The following is a 17771-nucleotide window of genomic DNA, read 5'->3' on the forward strand; positions in this document are numbered from 1 at the left end:
TGACCTACAAAGAGGACGAAAAGGAGCTGGGGGTGGGGACCGGCGAAGGCTCCGCAGAGAAGAAGTGGACTGCCACCAGCGGACTGTCGCGCCGTCCCGCCCGCCGGCCGCACAGGCAGCTGGCGGGCGGGACGGCGGGTGCCCTTCGGCCGGGCAGGGCCCCGCGGAACAGGCCCAGCGGAACAGGCCCAGCGGAACAGGCCTAGCGGAACAGGCGGTCGCCGCTGTTGGCCATGCGGTGGGTACCGCTGTGGCGATTCACCCAGTCACGGACGAGGTTGATGGCGTTGGCGCACTGCCAGCTGTTGTCGTACTCGCGCACGCCGGTGAAGGCGCCGTAGCCGGCGATGATGCCGTCCACACCCGCGTCGCCGAGCAGCTTGTCGACGTACCACGGGTCGTTGTAGGTGGCCGTCCAGGACAGCGTGGCCGCGAGCCGCCCGGCGGCGCGGTCCCCGGCGCCCTTCTTCAGCTCCGCGCACGTGTTGTAGGTGGCCTCCGTGCAGTTGCCGAAGCCCTTGGTGATGTCGGTGTCGCCGTAGTCCATCGCCCGGTGACCGGCCGGGAATCCGGAACCGGACCGGTTGAAGGCGCCCTGGACCTGGTCACGGGTGCCGGTGGACGTGATGCCCTCCAGCGGGCCGAGCTTGCCTTCCAGGCTCTGCCAGCCCCTGCCGCCGACGTCCGGGGTGTTGCCGCCGTGGTACTCGAAGAAGCCGTAGAGCACCTGGATCCCGGCGGCCGTCAACCGCTGCGCCTTGTCGCGCAGTCCGGCGACGCTGCACGTGCGGTTGGGCTGTTCCCCGCAGTAGTTCGGGTCCTTGATGTCCAGCCAGACCAGCGACAGCCGGCGTCCGGCGTTGGCGTTGGAGAGGATGCGGTCGATCATGCTGTCGAAGCTGGGGCCCAGGCGGTTCTCACCGGCCGAGGAACAGTCGTGGTAGGCGCGCCATTCGTTCGGGTTCCACCAGGCGCAGACGTCGATCTCGATGGCGTTGGCGCCGTGGCCGAGCGCGGCGTCCACGCCGTCCAGGGTGTCGACCCGGTGCGCGATGGCGTAGATCGCGTGTCGCGAATCGGCCGCCGCCGCAGGGGTCGTACCGAGCGCGGTGAGGCCGACGATCCCGCACAGTGCCGCCAGCAGCGCCAGCACCTTCCGCGCGCCGGTGCCGTGCCTGAGGTGAGTGGTCAAGAAACGTGCTCCTCGATGTCGGTGCCCTGATGCCGTCGCTGATGGACGGCCGCCCCCGATCCAGGACTGGTCATGTCCGCCTCAGTCTGCCACTGGTTCGTGCCCGGTACGGGGGGAACAGTGCAAATCCTCCGCTAAAGTCCGCCGCGCGAGGCCAACTCGGCCCGGAGCGCGGGCAGCTGCTCGTCGGCGGACTCGTGCGGCAGGAACTCGACCGGATCCAGGAAACGGAACAGCACCCGGCTCTCGGTGACGGCGTACTCGTAGTCGCCGAACCCGACCACCGCCCCCGTGCCGCCCCGCACCGCCCCGCGCACGGCGGCCGCCGTCAGCTCGTCCGCGCCGCCGTGCGCCGCCGCCCGGCGCCGGGCGTTCGGCCGGGCCAGGTACGGGCACACCATCGCCGCGTAGAGCATGCAGGCCCGGTGGCCGGGCCCCTCCATGGTCGACGCGAGGTTGCGGTACGGCCGCCCCTCGGCGAGCGCGGCCCCGATCGCCGCGCTCTCCGCCGCCCCGACCACGCGCCACACCGGGCCCCGGGCCATGAATCCCCCGCACACCGAACAGAGGCGCTCCAGCGCGCAGTTCGCGCTGCGCTCGTGGTCGGTCAACGCGAACTGCGGCTCGCCGCCACGCCAGGGCGTGATCGCCGGCACCGGATAGCCCCGGACGTCCCGGGGCCGCTCCCCCACCCGCTCCGGCATCGGCACGGCATCGAATCGCACGCCCCCATCCTTGCCGCCCCCCGCGCCGCTGTCGACCTCCGACGCGGCGGCCGCCCCGCGCGGCGGGCGCGGGGCGGCCGGTGGTCCGGGGGCGGCTCCTGGTGGAGGGCCGGGCGGCGGGCCTCAGTTCCAGATGCCGGTGATGTCAGCGGCGTTGGCCGCGTTGCCCGCGTGGGTGGTGGCGCCGGCGAGGTCCTCCAGGGTGCGCAGCACGTTGTAGTGGTTGTAGGTGGCGGCGGAGGTGCTGCCGGGGGTGACGTGGGCGCCGTAGAAGACGGTCGGGATGCGGTTGCCCGCGAGCCGGTTGTCCTCGTCGAAGGTGACCACGAGCAGGCTGTTGTGGCTCTTGGCCCAGGTGGCGTAGGCGCCGAGGTTGTTCTTGATCCAGGTGTCGCCGGTGCCGACCGAGCAGTCGTGCATGTCGCTGCAGAGGTTCGGTACGACGAAGGAGACGTTCGGCAGGGTGGTGTAGTCGGTCGGGAACTGGGCGAAGGTCCTGGCCGAGTTCAACGGGACGTTGCCGAAGCCGAACCAGGGGTTGTGCTTCTGCGCGTACTTGCCGCTGCTGCACGTGGTGCTGCCCTGGGCGGGCAGGGTCTCGTTGTAGCTGGCCCAGGTCCTGCCGGCGGCGGTGACCTCGGAGGCCAGGTTGGGGCCCTGGAGGGCGCCGACGGAGACGCAGCTGTCGTCGGTGACGCCCTGGGTGGAGCCGGAGAACAGGGCGTAGTAGTTCGGCTGGCTGGGGTGGGTGATGCCGAACGACTGGGTGAGGTTGGCGCCGCCGGTGGCCAGGGAGTTGAGGTACGGGGCGCTGCTGCTGCCGACGACCTGGTTGTAGGCGTGGTTCTCCATCACCACGACGACGATGTGGTCGGGCGCGGGCAGGGCGGCGGCCTGCGCGGTGGCGGCGGTGGCGGCCCAGAGGCCGGCGGAGGCCGCGAGCAGGGCGGCCACCGAGCCGAGGGCGGTGGCGGTGCGGCGGGAGCCGTGCTTGGTGGACGAAGTCATGACAATTCCTCGGGTAGGGAGCGGCCCTGGCGCGGACGCTCGATCAGGGCTGCGCGACGAACCGGTCCGGTACGGCGTCTAGTACGGCGTGCCGTTGGCGAAGTCGCGGGCGGCGGTGGACTCGACGGTGGTCAGCACGCCGGAGTCGGTGGTGATCAGGCCCAGCTCGCGGTTGTTGTTCAGCGAGTTGTCGGAGAAGTTCTCCGAACCGGCGAACACCTTGGCCGAGGGCGTGCCGTAGTCGGCGACGATCGCCTTGGCGTGGATGTACAGGCCCGTGGTCGAGGAGTAGGTGACCACCTGGCCGCCGGCCGTGACCACCTGGTCGAAGTAGCTGCTGTAGGACGAGGGGTTCATGCCCACCACCCGCACGGTGACGCCCCGGCCGGCGGCCGCGGCGACCGCGTCCACCAGGGCCTGGTCGCCGAACTCCAGCTGCTCCAGGTCCAGCGTGTGCTGCGCGCCGTTGATCAGGTCCAGCAGGCGGGCCTGCGAGTCGGTGGGCGACCAGACCAGGTTGTCGCCGTCGGAGGGGGTGATCGAGGTCTGGGCGTAGTCGGCGGCGAAGACCTGCTCGATCGCGGCGACGTCGTTGGCGTCGGTGTCGACGACGCCGTAGTCGCGGCTGCTGGAGTAGTAGGTGGAGTCCAGGTTCCCGGTCAGGATCAGGGACTTGGCGCCGTCCACGGTGACGGTCTTCTGGTGGGTGTAGACGAACGCGGAGGAGGAGTACGTCACCCCGACGCCGGCGGCCCGCAGGGCCGAGTAGGCGGCGCCGTTGACCGAGGTGTGCCGGCCGTCGAGGATCACCCGGACGGTGAGGCCGGCCCGTCGGCGGCCGATCAGGGCGTTGACGGCGGTGGTGTCGCGCAGCTCGTACATGGTCACGTCGACCGAGCGTGTGGCCGAGTTGATGAGGTCGTAGACGACGCCGTGGTCCTGGTCCGGGAACACGATCGGCGTGTACGTGGCGGCGGTGGCGGCGGTGGCGGCCTGGGCGGTGCCGGACAGCGGTATCAGGCCGGCGGCGGCGAGCAGCAGCGCGCCGGCCCGGCGCGCGGAGGTGGCCAGGGGCATGCGGAACTCCACGATCGGTGAGGGGGGAAGGCCTGGGCGAAGGTGCGGGAGCACGCGCGAGGCGCCCGAACAGCATCGGGTGGATCGGTCGACGCGGGTAGACGACAGCAGGTAAAACCTTGACCCCGGGTCGGGAAACGGATGGTGCGGCCGATCCGGTTCACTTTGCCAGCCACCGGCCCCGCCGGTGATAGTGGATCTTCGAGGACGTGGCCGGACGCCGCGTCAGCCGAGTGAGAGAACAGAGGATCATGGCGAAGATCAGCCTTCTGCGTCCGCTCGCGGTGGCGGCCGCGGGTGTCGTCCTGCTGGCGACCGGAGCCGCGCAGGCCGTGGCCGCCGACCAGGGCACCACCGGCGCGCCCACCCCGGACACGGCCGCGGTGCGCGCCGCCCTCCAGGCCACCACCGACGCGGGCGCCCCGGGCGCCTTCGCGGTGATCCGCGACCACGGCGACGCCGAGTCCACCCGGTCGCTGGCCGTCGGCAAGGCCGACCTGGACGGCACCCCGATGAACTCCTCGTGGAGGTTCCGGGTCGGCAGCAACAGCAAGATGTTCAACGCCGTTCTCGTGATGCAGCTGGCGGAGCAGGGCCTGATCGACCTCGACAAGCCGCTGCGCGACTACCTGCCGGCCGGCACCCTGCCGGACACCTGGACCATGACGGGCCGCCAGGTCATGGAGCACCGCGCCGGGATCTACGACCACACCAACGACCTGCTGGAGCAGGCCGGCGAGGAGACCACCAGCGCCTTCGAGGCGCGCATCCGCACCAACGTGTACGCGCCGCGCGACCTGGTGGCGATGTCCGTCAAGCACGGCCAGCAGTACACGCCCGGCAGCCGGTACTCCTACTCCAACACCGACTTCGTCCTGATGGGCCTCGCGGTCGAGCACCTCACCGGCCGCCCCTACGAGGACGTCCTGCGCGAGCGGATCATCGAGCCGCTGGGCCTGAGCAAGACCTCCTTCGTCGTGCCCGACCAGGAGATCCAGGGCGCCCACGTCACCGGCTACCTCACCAACGACAACCGCAGCAAGCCGCTGCTGGACTCCACCCAGCAGACCGGCTCCTGGGTGTGGACGGCCGGCGCGGTCATCTCCGACGCCGCCGACCTCGACCACTTCCTCACCGCGCTGATGGCGGGCAGCTCCGGCGGGCTGGTCTCGGACGACTCGCTGAAGCAGATGACGGCCGCCCTGGCCACCCCCACCGCCAAGATCAGCTACGGCCTCGGGCTGCGCCGCATCTCGCTGTCCTGCGGCGACGTGTACGGCCACGGCGGCATCGTCCAGGGCTTCCAGACCCAGTCGTTCGCCACCCCGGACGGCAAGCGCTCCGTCGTCGTGTTCGCCAACGCCTCCAACAACGGCTCCGTGACGCAGGGCCTGATGAACGCGCTGGAGCCGGCCTTCTGCGGCAAGAAGCCGGCCGTCGCGCCGCGGAACTCGTTCGCCCCGAGCGCCTTCACCGAGAACCACTCGCTGCCGGTGGTCGAGGACACCCGGATCTGACCGACCCGCACAGTCCGCCGCTCACGCGCCCGCACGGCCCACCCGCCGTGCGGGCGTGCGCGTCTCGGGCCCCGGGCGTTCCCTAGGGCGTGTTTCATAATTCCCGCCGGGCGCGCGACGCCGGGCATCCCGCCTGACCGCACCGGCGAAACGTCCAAGTACGGCCCAGTACGAGGACGCTTCGCCGGCACGCCCAGCCGGGCGCCCAACGCCGCGCGCTGATCCAACGCGAATTATGAAACACGCCCTAGTGCGGGCCTCACCCCGTCCGGCGCCGCCCCTGCCGGGGGCCGTCCGCGCTGAGGTCGGTGAGCGCCTCGGTGAGGAGTTCGCGGGCCTCCTCGGCGCGGCCCTGCTCGATCAGGGCGGTGCCGAGCTCGGTGAGGGTCTTGGTCATGCTGTCCGGCCGGCCGACCTCCTCGTAGTGGGTCAGGGCCTGCCGGTAGGCCTTCTCGGCGGCCGGCCAGCGCCCCAGCGCGGCGCGGTCCAGGCCGAGTTCGTGGGCCGTCATGGCTGCCGCCAGGTGCATCAGCGGCGAGGACCAGCGCTCCACCAGCTCCAGCGCGCCGGCCAGCGCGCGCCGGCGGGACTCCACCGCCTCCTCGGCCCGGCCCGAGTCGCGCAGGCAGTTGGCCGCGCCGCGCAGCGTGACCAGCCGGCCGATCCAGCCGGCGCGGCTGTTGACGGCGGCGAAGGCGTCCGCGGCCCGGTGGTAGGCGTCGATGGCCTCCCGGTGCCGGTGCAGGTGCCGCAGACCGGCCGCGAGGTAGGTCAGCGCCCAGCCCTCCTGCTCCCGGGCGCCGATCCGGCGGGCCAGTTCCAGCCCCTCGTTGGCCAGGTCGATGCCGCGCTGGTAGCGGTGCAGGCAGGTGACGTACGTCCACGCCAGGTAGTTGACGTGGACGGCCTCGGCCAGTTGGTCGCCGCAGGCGCGGGCCGCGTCGACCGACAGCTGGAAGACCTCGGCCCAGATGTCCCAGCTCAGCAGCCGGTCGGAGAACCAGTGCATGGCCTCGGCGGTGTCGATCACCTCCCGGTGCCGGCCGGCGGCGAAGGCCTGGTGGAGGGCGGCCAGCCACTCCGGGTGCTCCTCCTCCAGCCAGCGCGCCGCCTCGGTGAGCGGCACCGGGGGGCCGGTCCGGTCCGCGTCGGCGTCGGGGTCGGCGTCGGGGTCCGCCGCCGCGTGGTCCGGGTCGAACCGCAGGCCGTACTCGGCGGCCCGGTTCAGCAGCCAGTCACCGGCCCTGGCCCGGGCCTGCGCCACCGCCTCGGGGCCCTCGTCGGCGTCGAGCCGCTCGCCCGCGTAGAGCCGGACCAGGTCGTGCAGCCGGTAGCGCTCCGGGGTGGCGAGTTGCACCAGCCCGGCGTCGATCAGCTGCTCCAGGACGAGTTCGGTCCGGCCGGGCGGCAGGCCCGCGTAGGCGGCGGCGACGGCGGCGGTGAAGTCGTGCCCGGCGGTCAGTGCCGAGCGGCGCAGCACCAGCTGGGATTCGGCCGGCAGCCGCCGGTAGGACAGCGCGAAGGCCGGGCGGACGGCCAGGTCCCCGGTCTCCAGCAGGTCCAACCGGTGTTCCTCGGCGGCCAGTTGGCGCACCAGATGGCTGACCGGCTGCTGCGGGCGGGCCACCAGCCGCTGCCCGGCGATGCGCAGCGCGAGCGGCAGGTAGCCGCAGAGCCGGGCCAGTTCGGCGGTGGCGTCGGGCGCCGCGTCGATCCGCTCGCGGCCGGCGATCCGGGCCAGCAGGTCGGCGGCCTCGCCCGGGGCCAGGGCGTCCAGCCGCAGGCGGAGCACCGACTCCAGTCCGGGCAGGGCGTTGCGGCTGGTCACCAGGGTCACGGCGGGCCCGGAGCCGGGCAGCAGCGGGCGCACCTGGCTCTCGTCGGCGACGTTGTCCAGGACCAGGACGAGCCGGCGCTCGCGCACCAGGGCCCGGTAGAGGCCGGCCCGCTCCTCCGTCCCGGCGGGCACGGCGTTGTCGGCGACGCCCAGGGCGCGCAGCACCTGGCCGAGCGCGTCGCGGGCGGAGAGCGGGGTGGCGGCCATGCCGCCGAGGTCGAGCGAGAGCTGCCCGTCGGGGAAGAAGGGGGCCAGGGTGTGGGCGGCGTGCAGGGCGAAGGCGGTCTTGCCCAGACCGGGCTGACCGCTGATCAGCACCACCCGGGGGTGGGCGGGCCGGTCGTCCTCGGCCAGCTCGGCCAGCAGGGCGAGGGCGTCCTCGCGGGCGGTGAAGTCGGCGATGTCGCGGGGCAGCGCGAGGGCGCCGGGCACGAGCGGGGCGGCGGGCGCGGCGTCCCCGGTCTCGGCCGGTCCGACGGGGGCCGGGGCGGGGGCGGCCGGTCCACGGGTGGGGGCGGCGGCCGACACCGGCCTGGTCCCCCGGGGGCGGCCGCACTGGGCGGCCCGGTCCAGCGCGGCGGTTTGCGGGGCGTCCAGGCCCAGCGTCTCGGCCAGGGCCCGGACGGTACGCCGCTGCGGCCCCCGGGTGCGGCCGCGCTCCATGTCCCCGACGGCGCGCAGGCTGACGCCGGCCGCCGCGGCGAGCTCCTCCTGGGTCAGGCCCGCCGCCACCCGGTGCCCGGCCAGCAGGCGGCCGAAGTCGCCGACCCCCTCGGAGTCCGTGCCCGTTCCCGTGCCGCTCACAGCCGTCATGTCCCGCCCCTGCTAGCGCCGTTACTTCTGCCAGGCGTTGTGCCTGATCGACCGTCCCAGGCAGAAGTATTCCCGGGCAGAAGTATGCCTCGTACCCAGCTCTTTCCCAGCATCGAGCGCCCAGCTCAGGCGCCGGGCACCCCGGCGCGGGCCGCGGCGTCCCACCCGCTGGTGGGACGGCCGCGCGTGCTGGTTCTGCCCATAGTTCCGCCTGTGGTTGCGCCGATCGGACGGGACGAACAGGGCGAGCGGGACGGGCGGGACAGGGCTGCTGCTGCGGCGGGGCGGCGCACCGTCAGCGCTCCCCCGCCGCCAGGGCCCGGGCCTGCCGTCTGGCGACGGCGCCCTCGGTGGTACGGCCCAGTTCGCACAGCAGGTCCGCCAGCAGGCCGTGGGTGCGGGACTCCAGCCCGGTGTCGCCGACCGTGCGGCCCAGGGCGACGGCGAGTCGGGCCGTGGACAGGGCGGCGTCGCGGCGGCCGAGCGCCTGCAGGGCGCGGGCCCGGCTCTGGGTGGCGAGGACGGCCTCGGCGCCGGAACGGGTGGTGGCGACCCGGACGGCCTCGTCGGCGTGGACCAGGGCCGGGCCGGGGGCGCCGGCCAGGACCAGCGCGTCGGCGAGGTCGGTGAGCGCGCGGACGAGCAGGTCGCCGACGGCCGGGGTGCGGGCCGCGCTCACCAGGTCGGTCATCAGCGGCAGGGCCTGGTCGTAGCGCCCGGCCCGCAGCAGTGCACCGGCCACCCGGGCCCGGCAGTGGTGGCGCAGCAGTTGGTCGCCGGCCCGGTCGGCGGCGGCCACGGCCCGTTCCAGCTGCTGGACGGCGGTGCGGTGGGCGGCGCGGTCGACGTGCAGGACGGCGAGGTCGGTGGCCAGCCGGGCGACGGCCGCCTGGTCCGCGCAGCCGTGGGCGGCGCGCAGGCCGGCCTCGGTGACGGCGCGCCAGTGCGTCCGGTCGTGGCCGGTGGTCTCGTACAGCAGGCCTATCCGGTGGGCGAGCTGCCAGGATTCGGCGGTCCGGCCGAACTGCTCGGCGCAGACCACCACCGCGCGCAGGGCGCTCTCCTCGCGGCGGAACCAGGCGGCCGCGTCCGCCGGGGCCGCGCCGCCACCCTCGGGCGTCCAGGCCGCGGTGGTCCAGCCTCCGGTGGTCCAGGCCGCGGTGACCGCGAGGTAGTGGGCGATCAGCCGGTCGAGGGCGACGAACCGGTCGTCGCAGGTGAGTTCGGCGGCCTGCCCGGCCGCGTAGCGCCGGACCAGCTCGCGCCGGGCGTAGCGGCCGGGCGTGGTCTCCTCCAGCAGGTGGACGGCGTCGAGGCGGGTCAGCAGGGTGCGGGTGGTGGCGGGCGGCAGGTCGGCGAGCGCGGCGGCGGTGGCGGTGTCGATCACCGCGCCGGGGTGCAGGCCGAGCAGGGTGAACAGCCGGGCGGGGGCGGGCGGCAGGGTGCGGTAGGTGTGGTCCAGGGCGGTGGTGACGCCGATCGGGCCGCGGTCGGTGCCGGCCAGGGTGGCGAGGCCGGTCTGCTCGTCGGCGAGTTCCGCGGCCAGGTCGCCCAGGGTCCAGCCGGGGCGGGCGGCCAGCCGGGCGGCGGCCAGCCGCAGGGCGAGCGGCAGGTGGTCGCAGGCCGCGGCGAGGTCGGCGGCCGCCTGCGGTTCGGCGGCGACCCGGGCCGGGCCGAGGGTCCGGGCGAGCAGTTCGGCCGCGTCCTCGGCGCCGAGCACGCCCAGCGGGAGCGGGATGCCGCCGTCCCGGACCAGCAGGTCGCGCAGCCGGCTGCGGCTGGTGACGACGACGACGGGGGTGCCGGGGGTGCCGGCGTCCCCGTCCCCGGGGGTGCCGACGGCCCCGTCCCCGTCCCAGGCCGGCCCGTCCCCCGGCGGGGGCGGGTCGGGCAGCAGCGGGGCGAGCTGCTCGTACGAGCGCGCGTCGTCCAACACGATCAGCAGCCGGCGGCCGGCCAGCAGTTCCCGGTAGCGCTGCTCCCGCTCCTCCGGCGAGGCGGGCAGGGCTCCCGCCGGCTCGCCGAGGGCGAGCAGGAACCCGGCCAGCACGTCGGCGGGTTCGCGGGGCCCGGCCGGGTCGAAGCCGCCCAGCTCGGCGTGCAGGACTCCGTCGGGGAAGTGCTCGGCGGACCGCTGCAACCAGTGCTGGACCAGGCTGGTCTTGCCGACCCCGGCCGGCCCGGTGACCAGGATCGGGTGGCCGGAGCGGACGGCGGCGGCCAGGGCCTCGTCGAGCCGGGCGAATTCGGCCGACCGGCCGGTGAACCTGCGGTCCGGCGCACCGCGCCTCGGAAGCCGGGCGGGTCTGGGCGGCCCGTCCCGCTCGGGGCCGTCCGCCGACCGCTCACCGGCGTGGCGCAGCTCCGGGCCGGGCGGGCCGGAGAGCCGCGCCACCGCCCGGTCGTACCAGGCCGCCGCCTCGTCCCGGCGGCCGGCCTGGTCGAGGCAGCGGACCAGCCGGGCGGCCAGCGTCTGCCGGGTCGGGTGGGCGGCCGCCGCCTCGGCCAGCTCGGCGGCCAGCTCGCCGCCGCGGCCGGCCCCGAGCAGGCCCTCGGCGAGCCGGTCCAGGGCGCGCAGCCGCAGGTCGGTGACGTGCGGCAGGGTGCGCTCGCGCAGCAGGACGGACCCGCAGTCGACGAGGGCCGGGCCGCGGAACAGGTCCAGGGCGGCGCGCAGCAGGGGCACGGCCGGATCGTGCGGCTCGGGCTCGGTGCTCGCGGCGGGCGCGGCCGGGGCGGGCCGCAGCACGCCCGCCCGGTCGCAGAGCCCGCGGAAGTGCAGCAGGTCCACCCGGTCGGGGTCGCCGGCCAGCAGGTAGCCGGCGCCGCGGGTGCCCAGGGTGAGCCCGGGGCAGTCGAGCAGTTGGCGCAGGGCCGCGACGTGCCCCTGGAGCGCGGCGCGGGCGGTGGGGGGCGCGTCGCCGTCCCAGACCAGCTCGATCAGCTCGTCGGTGCCGACGGTCTGGTTGAGCCGGATGGCGAGGGTGCTCAGCAGGGCGCGGCGTTTGGGGGCCGAGGGTGTGACCGTCGTCCCGTCGTCCCGTCGTACGGCGACCGGCCCGAGCAGGTCGATGTGCATGCGGCCCTCTCCTCCCCTGTCGCCGATCGGATCCGCCGCCGACGACAACCTCCGGCGTCTTCCCGGCGTCGTCAGAGGATAGGCCTGGTCCGGTCACGTGCACGCGGCCGGATGGGGTCTGCTCGGGATTTGTGGATCTTGTCGGGTCGAACGCGGGCCCCGCGGGTTCCGCAGGGCCCGGGCTCGGCGTCCGTTGCGCCGGGCGCCGCCACCCGGTGGCGCCCGGGGAGCGGGCGATCTGGCGCGAACAGGACACTTCAGGGCACTACACTGCTCCACCCCGGGGCACGCCCGGGACATCAATGGGGCGGGGGGACGCCCTGCCCGTCGTGGGGTGAAGTGGGGGTACTGGTGCGGATTCGGCTCCTCGGCCCGGTGGAGCTGCGGGCCGGGGCGGACGGCTTCGCCTCGCTGCCGGGGGCGCAGCGCAGGGCGATCCTGGCGCTGCTCGCGTTGCGGCTGGGCCGGGTGGTCGGGGTGGACGGCTTCTGCGAGCTGCTGTGGGGAGAGCGGCCGCCGGCCAGCGCCCGGGCCGCCTTGCAGGGGCACGTGGCGGCGCTGCGCAAGGCGATCGCCGACACCCCGTTCGTGCTGCACACCCGCTCGTCCGGCTACCTGCTGGCCGGTCCGGCCGAGGAGGTGGACGCGCTGTGCTTCGAGGCGCTGACCGACCGGGCCGCCGAACAGGCCGGGCTCGGCTGCGCCACGGCGGACGCGCAGGCGATCGCGCTGCTGGAACAGGCGTTGCGGCTGTGGCGCGGCGAGGCCCTGGCCGACCTGCCCGACACCGCCGTGCGCGCGGCCGTGGTCGACCAGCTGGAGCAGGCCCGCACCGCCGCCGTGCTCAGCTGGGCCGGGCTGCGGCTGCGCCAGGGCAGCGGGGTGGCGGCGGTGCCGGCCCTGGAACAGCACGTGCGGACGGACGGGCTGCGCGAAGAGCTGGTGGCGCTGCTGATGCGCTGCCTGCACCAGGCCGGCCGGCCGGCGGACGCGCTGTCCGCCTACCACCAGGCCCGGGTGCGGCTGGACCGCGAGCTGGGGATCCGGCCCGGCCCGGCGCTCCAGGCGGCGCTCGCCGAGGTGCTGTCCGGGGGCCGGGCCGAGCAGCCGGCCCCGGCCCGCTCGGCGACTCCTCCGGCCGCGCCCCGGGTGCCCCGTCAACTCCCGCGCCGCCCGGTCGACTTCGTCGGCCGGGACGGCGAGAGCCACTGGCTGGACGGCGAGTGCGGCCCGGAGCGCGCCGGTGACGGCCTGGCCCTGGTGGTCGGACCGGCCGGGGCCGGCAAGAGCGCGCTGGTCACCGCCTGGGCACACCGCCGCGCCCCGCACTTCCCGGACGGGCAGCTGTTCGCCGACCTGCGGGGCCTCGACCCGGCCGGCCCGGCCGACCCGGAGGCCGCCCTCGGCGGCTTCCTGCGGGCCCTCGGGGTCTCCGAGGGCGCCGTCCCCGAGGACCGGGACGGCCGGGCCGCGCTGTACCGCGACCGGACCAGGGGGCGGCGCCTGCTGGTGGTCCTGGACGACGCCGCCGATGCCGACCAGGTCGCCGACCTGCTGCCGCAGGGGCCCGGCTGCGCCGCCGTGGTGACCAGCCGCGGCTCGCTGGAGGGGCTGGTGGCCGCCGACGGTGCGGCCCTGCTGCGGCTGCCCCCGCTGCCCCAGGACGACTCGCTGCGATTGCTGGAGCGCGCGCTCAGCCCCGACCGGCTGCGGGCCGAACCGGCCGCCGCCGCCGAACTGGCCGGGCTCTGCGACCACCTGCCGCTGGCGCTGCGGATCGCCGCGGCCCGGCTGGCCACCCGCCCGGACTGGACGATCGCCGAACTGGTCGCCGAACTCGCCGACGAGCAGACCAGGCTGCCCGTCCTGGACGCCGACGGCGCGACCGGCGTCACCACCGAACTCCTCCTGACGTACCGCCGCCTCTCCCCCGGCGCCGCCGAGCTGCTCACCCTCCTGGCCGCCCACCCGGGCCGGGAGGTGGACACCCTGACCAGTGCCGCCGTGCTCGGCACCGACCCGGCCACCGCCCGCCGGTCGCTCGGCGAACTCGCCGCCCACCACCTGCTCACCGGTGCGGCGCCCGGGCGCTACGGCCGCGCCGAGCTGGTCCGGCTGTTCAGCACCGGGCTGCTCGCCGAGCAGCCCGAGCCGCGCCGGCGCCTCGCCCGGGAGCGGCTGCTGGACTACTACCAGGCGGCGCTGCGGCAGGGCGGCGAGTTCATCGAGCCGGGCCAGGACGGTTTCGACACGCTCGTCCACCCGCCGCGGGCCCTGCCGCCGGCCGACGGCATCCGCGCCGCACTGGACTGGTTCCAGGCCGAGGAGCCCGCGATCCGCGCGCTGATCACTAGCACCGCCGACGACCCGGACCGGGTCTGGCGGCTGGCCCAGGCCGCCGGCCCGCTGTACTACGGCTCCAGCCGGTTCACCGACTGGCTGGGCTGTCTGCGCGCGGGCGTCCGGGCGGCCGAGCGGTGCGGCGACGAGCTGGCCGCCGCCCAGTTGCACGGCTCCCGGGCGAACGCGCTGCTCGGGCTGGAACGCCGTCAGGAGGCGGCCGAGGCGGCGCGCCGGGCGGTGGCCGCCGGCGAGTCCGCGACCGGGCCCGCGGGCCGCGCCGCGTACGCCCGCGCGCTCGCCACCCAGTCGCTGATCACCGCGATCCTGGGCAGCGCGACCGAGGCCGCCCGGCTGGCGTCCGGCTCGGCCGCGCTGGCCGTGGAGTCCGGCGACCCCCGGCCGCTGGCCGTCGCCCTGGTCCACCACAGCTGGGTGAGCATGCTGGCCGGGGACCGGCAGGGCGCGCTGCGGCAGGCCCGGGAGGCCAGGGAGCTGCTGCCCGCCCGCCCGGTCACCTCGATCCATCTCTGGTCGATGCTGACCGAGGCGCACACCCTGCCCCCGCAGGGGCGCAGCGAGACCGTCGACCTGGCCTGGCACCGGCTGCTGGCCGGCTGCGAGGAGGCGGGCCTGCTCTACCTCCAGGCCATCGCCGAACAGTCGCACGCCGCCTACCTGCTGAGCCGCGGCCGTGAACCGGAGGCCCTGGACCGGCTGCGCTCGGCGCTCGACCGCTTCCGCAGCCACGATCAACTGGCCGGGGTGCAGAGCGAGTTCACCACCAGCCTGGAGGAGTCGCTGAACTCGCGCTCGCCACGCCGGCACTGACCGGCCACCGGGCGTCCGCCCCCGGTCGCCGGGAGGCGGCCACCGGAGGCCGGTCAGCGGGAAGCCGGTCAGCGGTCAGCGCGAGACGGCGGCACCCGAGCGGTCGAGCGCGGCGGCCTGGCCGCGGCCGTCGGCCGGGCCGTAGCCGTGCTCCGCCGCGAGGACCGGGCGCAGCGCCCGGATCGCGTAGAAGTTGCGGGACTTGACCGTCCCCGGCGGCACCCCGAGCCGGGCCGCCGCCTCCACCACCGAGCGGTCCCGCAGGTGCAGTTCGACCAACACCTCGCGGTGGTGCTTCTGCACCCGGCGCAGGGCCAGCGCGATGTCCCGGGCGACGACCACCTGCTCGTACGGGTCCTCGGCGAGCGGACGGTCCTCCAGCGGCTCGCCGATCACCTCCTTGGCGCGGGCGGCGGCCATCCGGTAGTGGTCGATCGCGATCCGCCGGGCCACCGTGAACAGCCAGGGGCGGCTCTGCTCGGCACCGGCCGCCAGCGCCTCGGGGTGCTGCCAGGCGCGCAGCAGGGTCTCCTGGAGGATGTCCTCGGCCTTGCCCCGGTCGCCGCCGGTGGCACGCAGCAGCGCGCGCAGCAGGTAGCCGCCGTGCAGCCGGTGGATCTCGGCGAGCGTGTCCGGGTCGAGGGTCGGGCGGGCCGCCTTCGGCGTGCCGGGCGCGGGGGCGGATCCCGTGGTGGCCGACGGGTCCGTGCCGGCCGGCGGGCCGACGGGCGGCTGGGCGACGGACGTGGGCTGGGCGACGGGCTGCTTCGACACGCGCGGCCTCTCAGATCGGGCAAGGGCAGGGCGACACACCGACCGGACTTCCCCGGCGGCTACAAGCAGCAGACTGCCCGCAGCCGCCAAGGCCGCACCAACGATCCGCCAACGCCCCGGCCCCGCACGGCCGGGCCGCAGGCCAGGACGCCGTACGGCCACCTCCCGGCCATCTCGCGGCCACTCCACGCCCATCCCGTGGCCACCAGGCCGCCCCTCAGGCCTCGTTGAGCACGCGCACCAGCTCCTGGACCCCGTCCTCCCCCCGGTGCTCGATCAGCACCGCGACCCAGGTCGCCAGCTGCTCCCGCTCCACCGCCGACCAGGCCGGTGCCGAGGGGTGCTCGTCGACCACCAGCGCCGCCGCCAGCTCCCGCAGCCCCGGTGCGGGCTCCGGCCTCCACCGCTCGGTCGGCAGCGCCCGCAGGGCGAGCCGCCGGGCGGCGGCGGTCACCTCCTCCGCCGTGCCCTCGGGCACCACCAGCGCGGGTGGCCCGGGCCTGCTCGGCTCCTCCTGCCGTACCAGCGCCGCGACGACCTCGCGCACGTCCGGCCCGTCCGGATCCATCGTTGTCCCTCCCCCATCCCGTCCCACGGGAGTCACGCCGGCTGCTCCTGCATGGCACTCGTTCCGCATCGAGTGCCATCCGAAGACGGTATCTACTGACAGCCGGTCCAGCAGAGGGTTTTCCGGTACGGCCGGGCAGCTGCCGCTCAGCTGCCGCCCGCACACCGGTTCGGCCGACGACGAGGCCCGAACGAGAGGACCTAGCCGACCGGCCGGTGCTCGGGGGTGCAGGCCGGGCGGCCGATGCGGTGGGGGGTGGTGCCCATCAGGTCCTCCAAGCGCGGGGGGAGGCACAGTGCGCGCCCCGACCCGCTCAACGGGCCGTCCGCCGGGGGCGGTTCACCCTGCCCCGGCCATGGCGCCGGGTGAACCGGAACCGGCCCGTCGTCCGTAGACATCGCCCGGCTCCACCGGGCCGTGCTGGGCCGCGCACGGCCGGGAGCCCATTCCCGAGGGGGGTGGGACGCGAGTGGGCCGCAGCGTCCCGCGCTCCCGTTGAACGGTGCTCCCGGCCCGGGCCGTTGAACCGATCGGACGGCCCCGTACCCGGCCGGCGCGGGGGGCGCCGGAATCCGGTGCACCAGACAGGGCCGACACGGCGAGCAGGAGGCGAACACATGGCGGCCGACCACACGCACACCGGGCGGGTGCACCGTCTGACGCAGGGCCCGGACTGGGACCTCGCCCCCGACTACGGCCCCGTCCTCCCGGCGGCCGGCGCCCTGGCCGTCGCAACGGCGACCATCCCGAGCGCCGTCCCCAGTGCCGCGCCGCCCGCCATCCCCAGTTCCGGGCCGAGCGCCGCGCCGAGCGCCGGACACCTCGCCGGGCCGGACTGGCAGCAGCCACTGGATGTGCTCGGGACGGTCCTGGTGCCCCCGCAGGCGCGGCCGGCCCCGGTCGCGCTGCCCCCGGAGCCGTTCGCCCTGCTGCCGCAGCTCCCCCAGGCCGCGCTTCCGGCCATACCGGCCATGCCTGCCCCACTGGCCCCACAAGCCCCGCACTCCGCGCCGCCGCAGGCCCCCGCCGCACGGCGGGGCCGCCGCACCCTGGGCCTGCCCGCCGGCCTGGGCCTCGGCCGGGGAGAGCGGGAACGGGAACGGCTGACGGCGGCCATCCGCACCCCGCTCCACCGCTCCTTCCGGATCGCGGTGATCGGCCTCAAGGGCGGTGTCGGCAAGACCTCGACGACCCTGGCGCTCGGCTCCGTCCTCGCCGAGATCCGCGCCGACAAGGTGGTCGCCGTCGACGCCAACCCGGACACCGGCACCCTCAGCAAGCGGGTCCACCGGGAGACCGGGGCCACCGTCCACGACATGCTCGCCGCCGAGGCCACCATCACCGGCTACATGGACGTCCGCCGCTTCACCTCGCTCACCCCCAGCGGGCTGGAGGTCCTGGCCAACGACTCGGACCCGGCGATCGCCAACAGCTTCAGCGGCGAGCACTACCGGCGGCTCGTCGACCTGCTCGCCCGGCAGTACCCGATCATCCTCGCCGACTGCGGCACCGGCCTGCTGCACAGCTCCATGCGCGCCGTCCTCGACCTCGCCGACCAGCTGGTCATCACCGCCACCACCAGCATCGACGGCGCGAGCAGCGCCGACGCCACCCTGGAGTGGCTGTACACCAACGGCTACGGCTCGCTGGCGCAGCGCAGCGTGACCCTGATCTCCAGCGTCCGCAGCAGCGGCCGGACGATCCGGGTGGAGGAACTCGTCGCCCACTTCGAGAACCGCTGCCGCGGCGTCGTGGTCCTCCCCTTCGACGAACACCTGGCTCTGGGCGGGGAGTTCGACCCGGCCAAGCTGCGCCCCAAGACCCGCCGCGCCTACCTCGACCTCACCGCCCTGGTCGCCGAGGGCATGCACTTCGCCCCGCCCGCCGCCGGCCCCCACGCCGCCGCCGCCCTCCACTAGTGTCCTGAGTCTGGAATTTCATTCATAAATATAGACTTGGCCTATGGCGCGGACGGGTCGACCAAAGGTCGAGTTGGTGTTGTCGGACGAC

General features: G+C 75.3%; 11 protein-coding genes. 3 read left to right on the forward strand and 8 right to left on the reverse strand.

Annotated features, from left to right (window positions below):
* Positions 1–202: 202 nt before the first annotated feature.
* From ACFVX9_RS19120 to ACFVX9_RS19135, 4 genes are all read right to left on the reverse strand, one after another.
* Positions 203–1192: a hypothetical protein gene (locus ACFVX9_RS19120; RefSeq protein WP_063350563.1), complete on the reverse strand. Its 990-nt coding sequence runs from the start codon at positions 1190–1192 to the stop codon at positions 203–205.
* A gap of 134 nt (positions 1193–1326) precedes the next feature.
* Complete coding sequence (locus ACFVX9_RS19125) at positions 1327–1917, reverse strand: hypothetical protein (protein WP_387982625.1); 591 nt, start codon at positions 1915–1917, stop codon at positions 1327–1329.
* A gap of 123 nt (positions 1918–2040) precedes the next feature.
* On the reverse strand, positions 2041–2925 hold the full coding sequence (locus ACFVX9_RS19130) for an alkaline phosphatase family protein (protein ID WP_380369945.1): 885 nt from the start codon (positions 2923–2925) through the stop codon (positions 2041–2043).
* A gap of 78 nt (positions 2926–3003) precedes the next feature.
* The gene (locus ACFVX9_RS19135; RefSeq protein ID WP_380482646.1) at positions 3004–4002 is read right to left on the reverse strand and encodes a phospholipase D-like domain-containing protein; all 999 of its coding nucleotides are present in this window, start codon (positions 4000–4002) and stop codon (positions 3004–3006) included.
* A gap of 251 nt (positions 4003–4253) precedes the next feature.
* On the opposite strand from ACFVX9_RS19135, the gene ACFVX9_RS19140 reads away from it, so the two are divergent.
* Entirely contained in the window at positions 4254–5519 is a 1266-nt protein-coding gene (locus ACFVX9_RS19140; protein WP_380482649.1) for a serine hydrolase domain-containing protein, read from the forward strand.
* A gap of 259 nt (positions 5520–5778) precedes the next feature.
* On the opposite strand, the gene ACFVX9_RS19145 is transcribed toward ACFVX9_RS19140, so the two are convergent.
* Both ACFVX9_RS19145 and ACFVX9_RS19150 read right to left on the reverse strand, forming a co-directional pair.
* Entirely contained in the window at positions 5779–8169 is a 2391-nt protein-coding gene (locus tag ACFVX9_RS19145) for an ATP-binding protein (RefSeq protein ID WP_387982628.1), read from the reverse strand.
* Positions 8170–8464: 295 nt separating this feature from the next.
* A complete protein-coding gene (locus ACFVX9_RS19150; RefSeq protein WP_387982630.1) occupies positions 8465–11248 on the reverse strand; it encodes a BTAD domain-containing putative transcriptional regulator in 2784 nt (927 codons plus the stop codon).
* A 351-nt stretch (positions 11249–11599) separates the two neighbouring features.
* Here ACFVX9_RS19150 and ACFVX9_RS19155 point away from each other — a divergent pair, with 351 nt between their 5' ends.
* Positions 11600–14419 (forward strand): BTAD domain-containing putative transcriptional regulator, encoded by a 2820-nt coding sequence (locus ACFVX9_RS19155; protein WP_380481848.1) that lies wholly within the window; start codon positions 11600–11602, stop codon positions 14417–14419.
* 75 nt (positions 14420–14494) lie between these two features.
* On the opposite strand, the gene ACFVX9_RS19160 is transcribed toward ACFVX9_RS19155, so the two are convergent.
* Positions 14495–15193, reverse strand: coding sequence for a sigma-70 family RNA polymerase sigma factor (locus ACFVX9_RS19160; protein WP_063350556.1), 699 nt, complete (start codon positions 15191–15193; stop codon positions 14495–14497).
* A gap of 217 nt (positions 15194–15410) precedes the next feature.
* Entirely contained in the window at positions 15411–15761 is a 351-nt protein-coding gene (locus ACFVX9_RS19165; RefSeq protein ID WP_063350555.1) for a hypothetical protein, read from the reverse strand.
* 617 nt (positions 15762–16378) lie between these two features.
* On the opposite strand from ACFVX9_RS19165, the gene ACFVX9_RS19170 reads away from it, so the two are divergent.
* Positions 16379–17680, forward strand: coding sequence for an AAA family ATPase (locus ACFVX9_RS19170; RefSeq protein ID WP_387982632.1), 1302 nt, complete (start codon positions 16379–16381; stop codon positions 17678–17680).
* Positions 17681–17771 lie beyond the last annotated feature (91 nt).

The sequence above is a fragment of the Kitasatospora sp. NPDC058243 genome (assembly GCF_042882025.1).
Taxonomy (GTDB): Bacteria; Actinomycetota; Actinomycetes; order Streptomycetales; family Streptomycetaceae; genus Kitasatospora.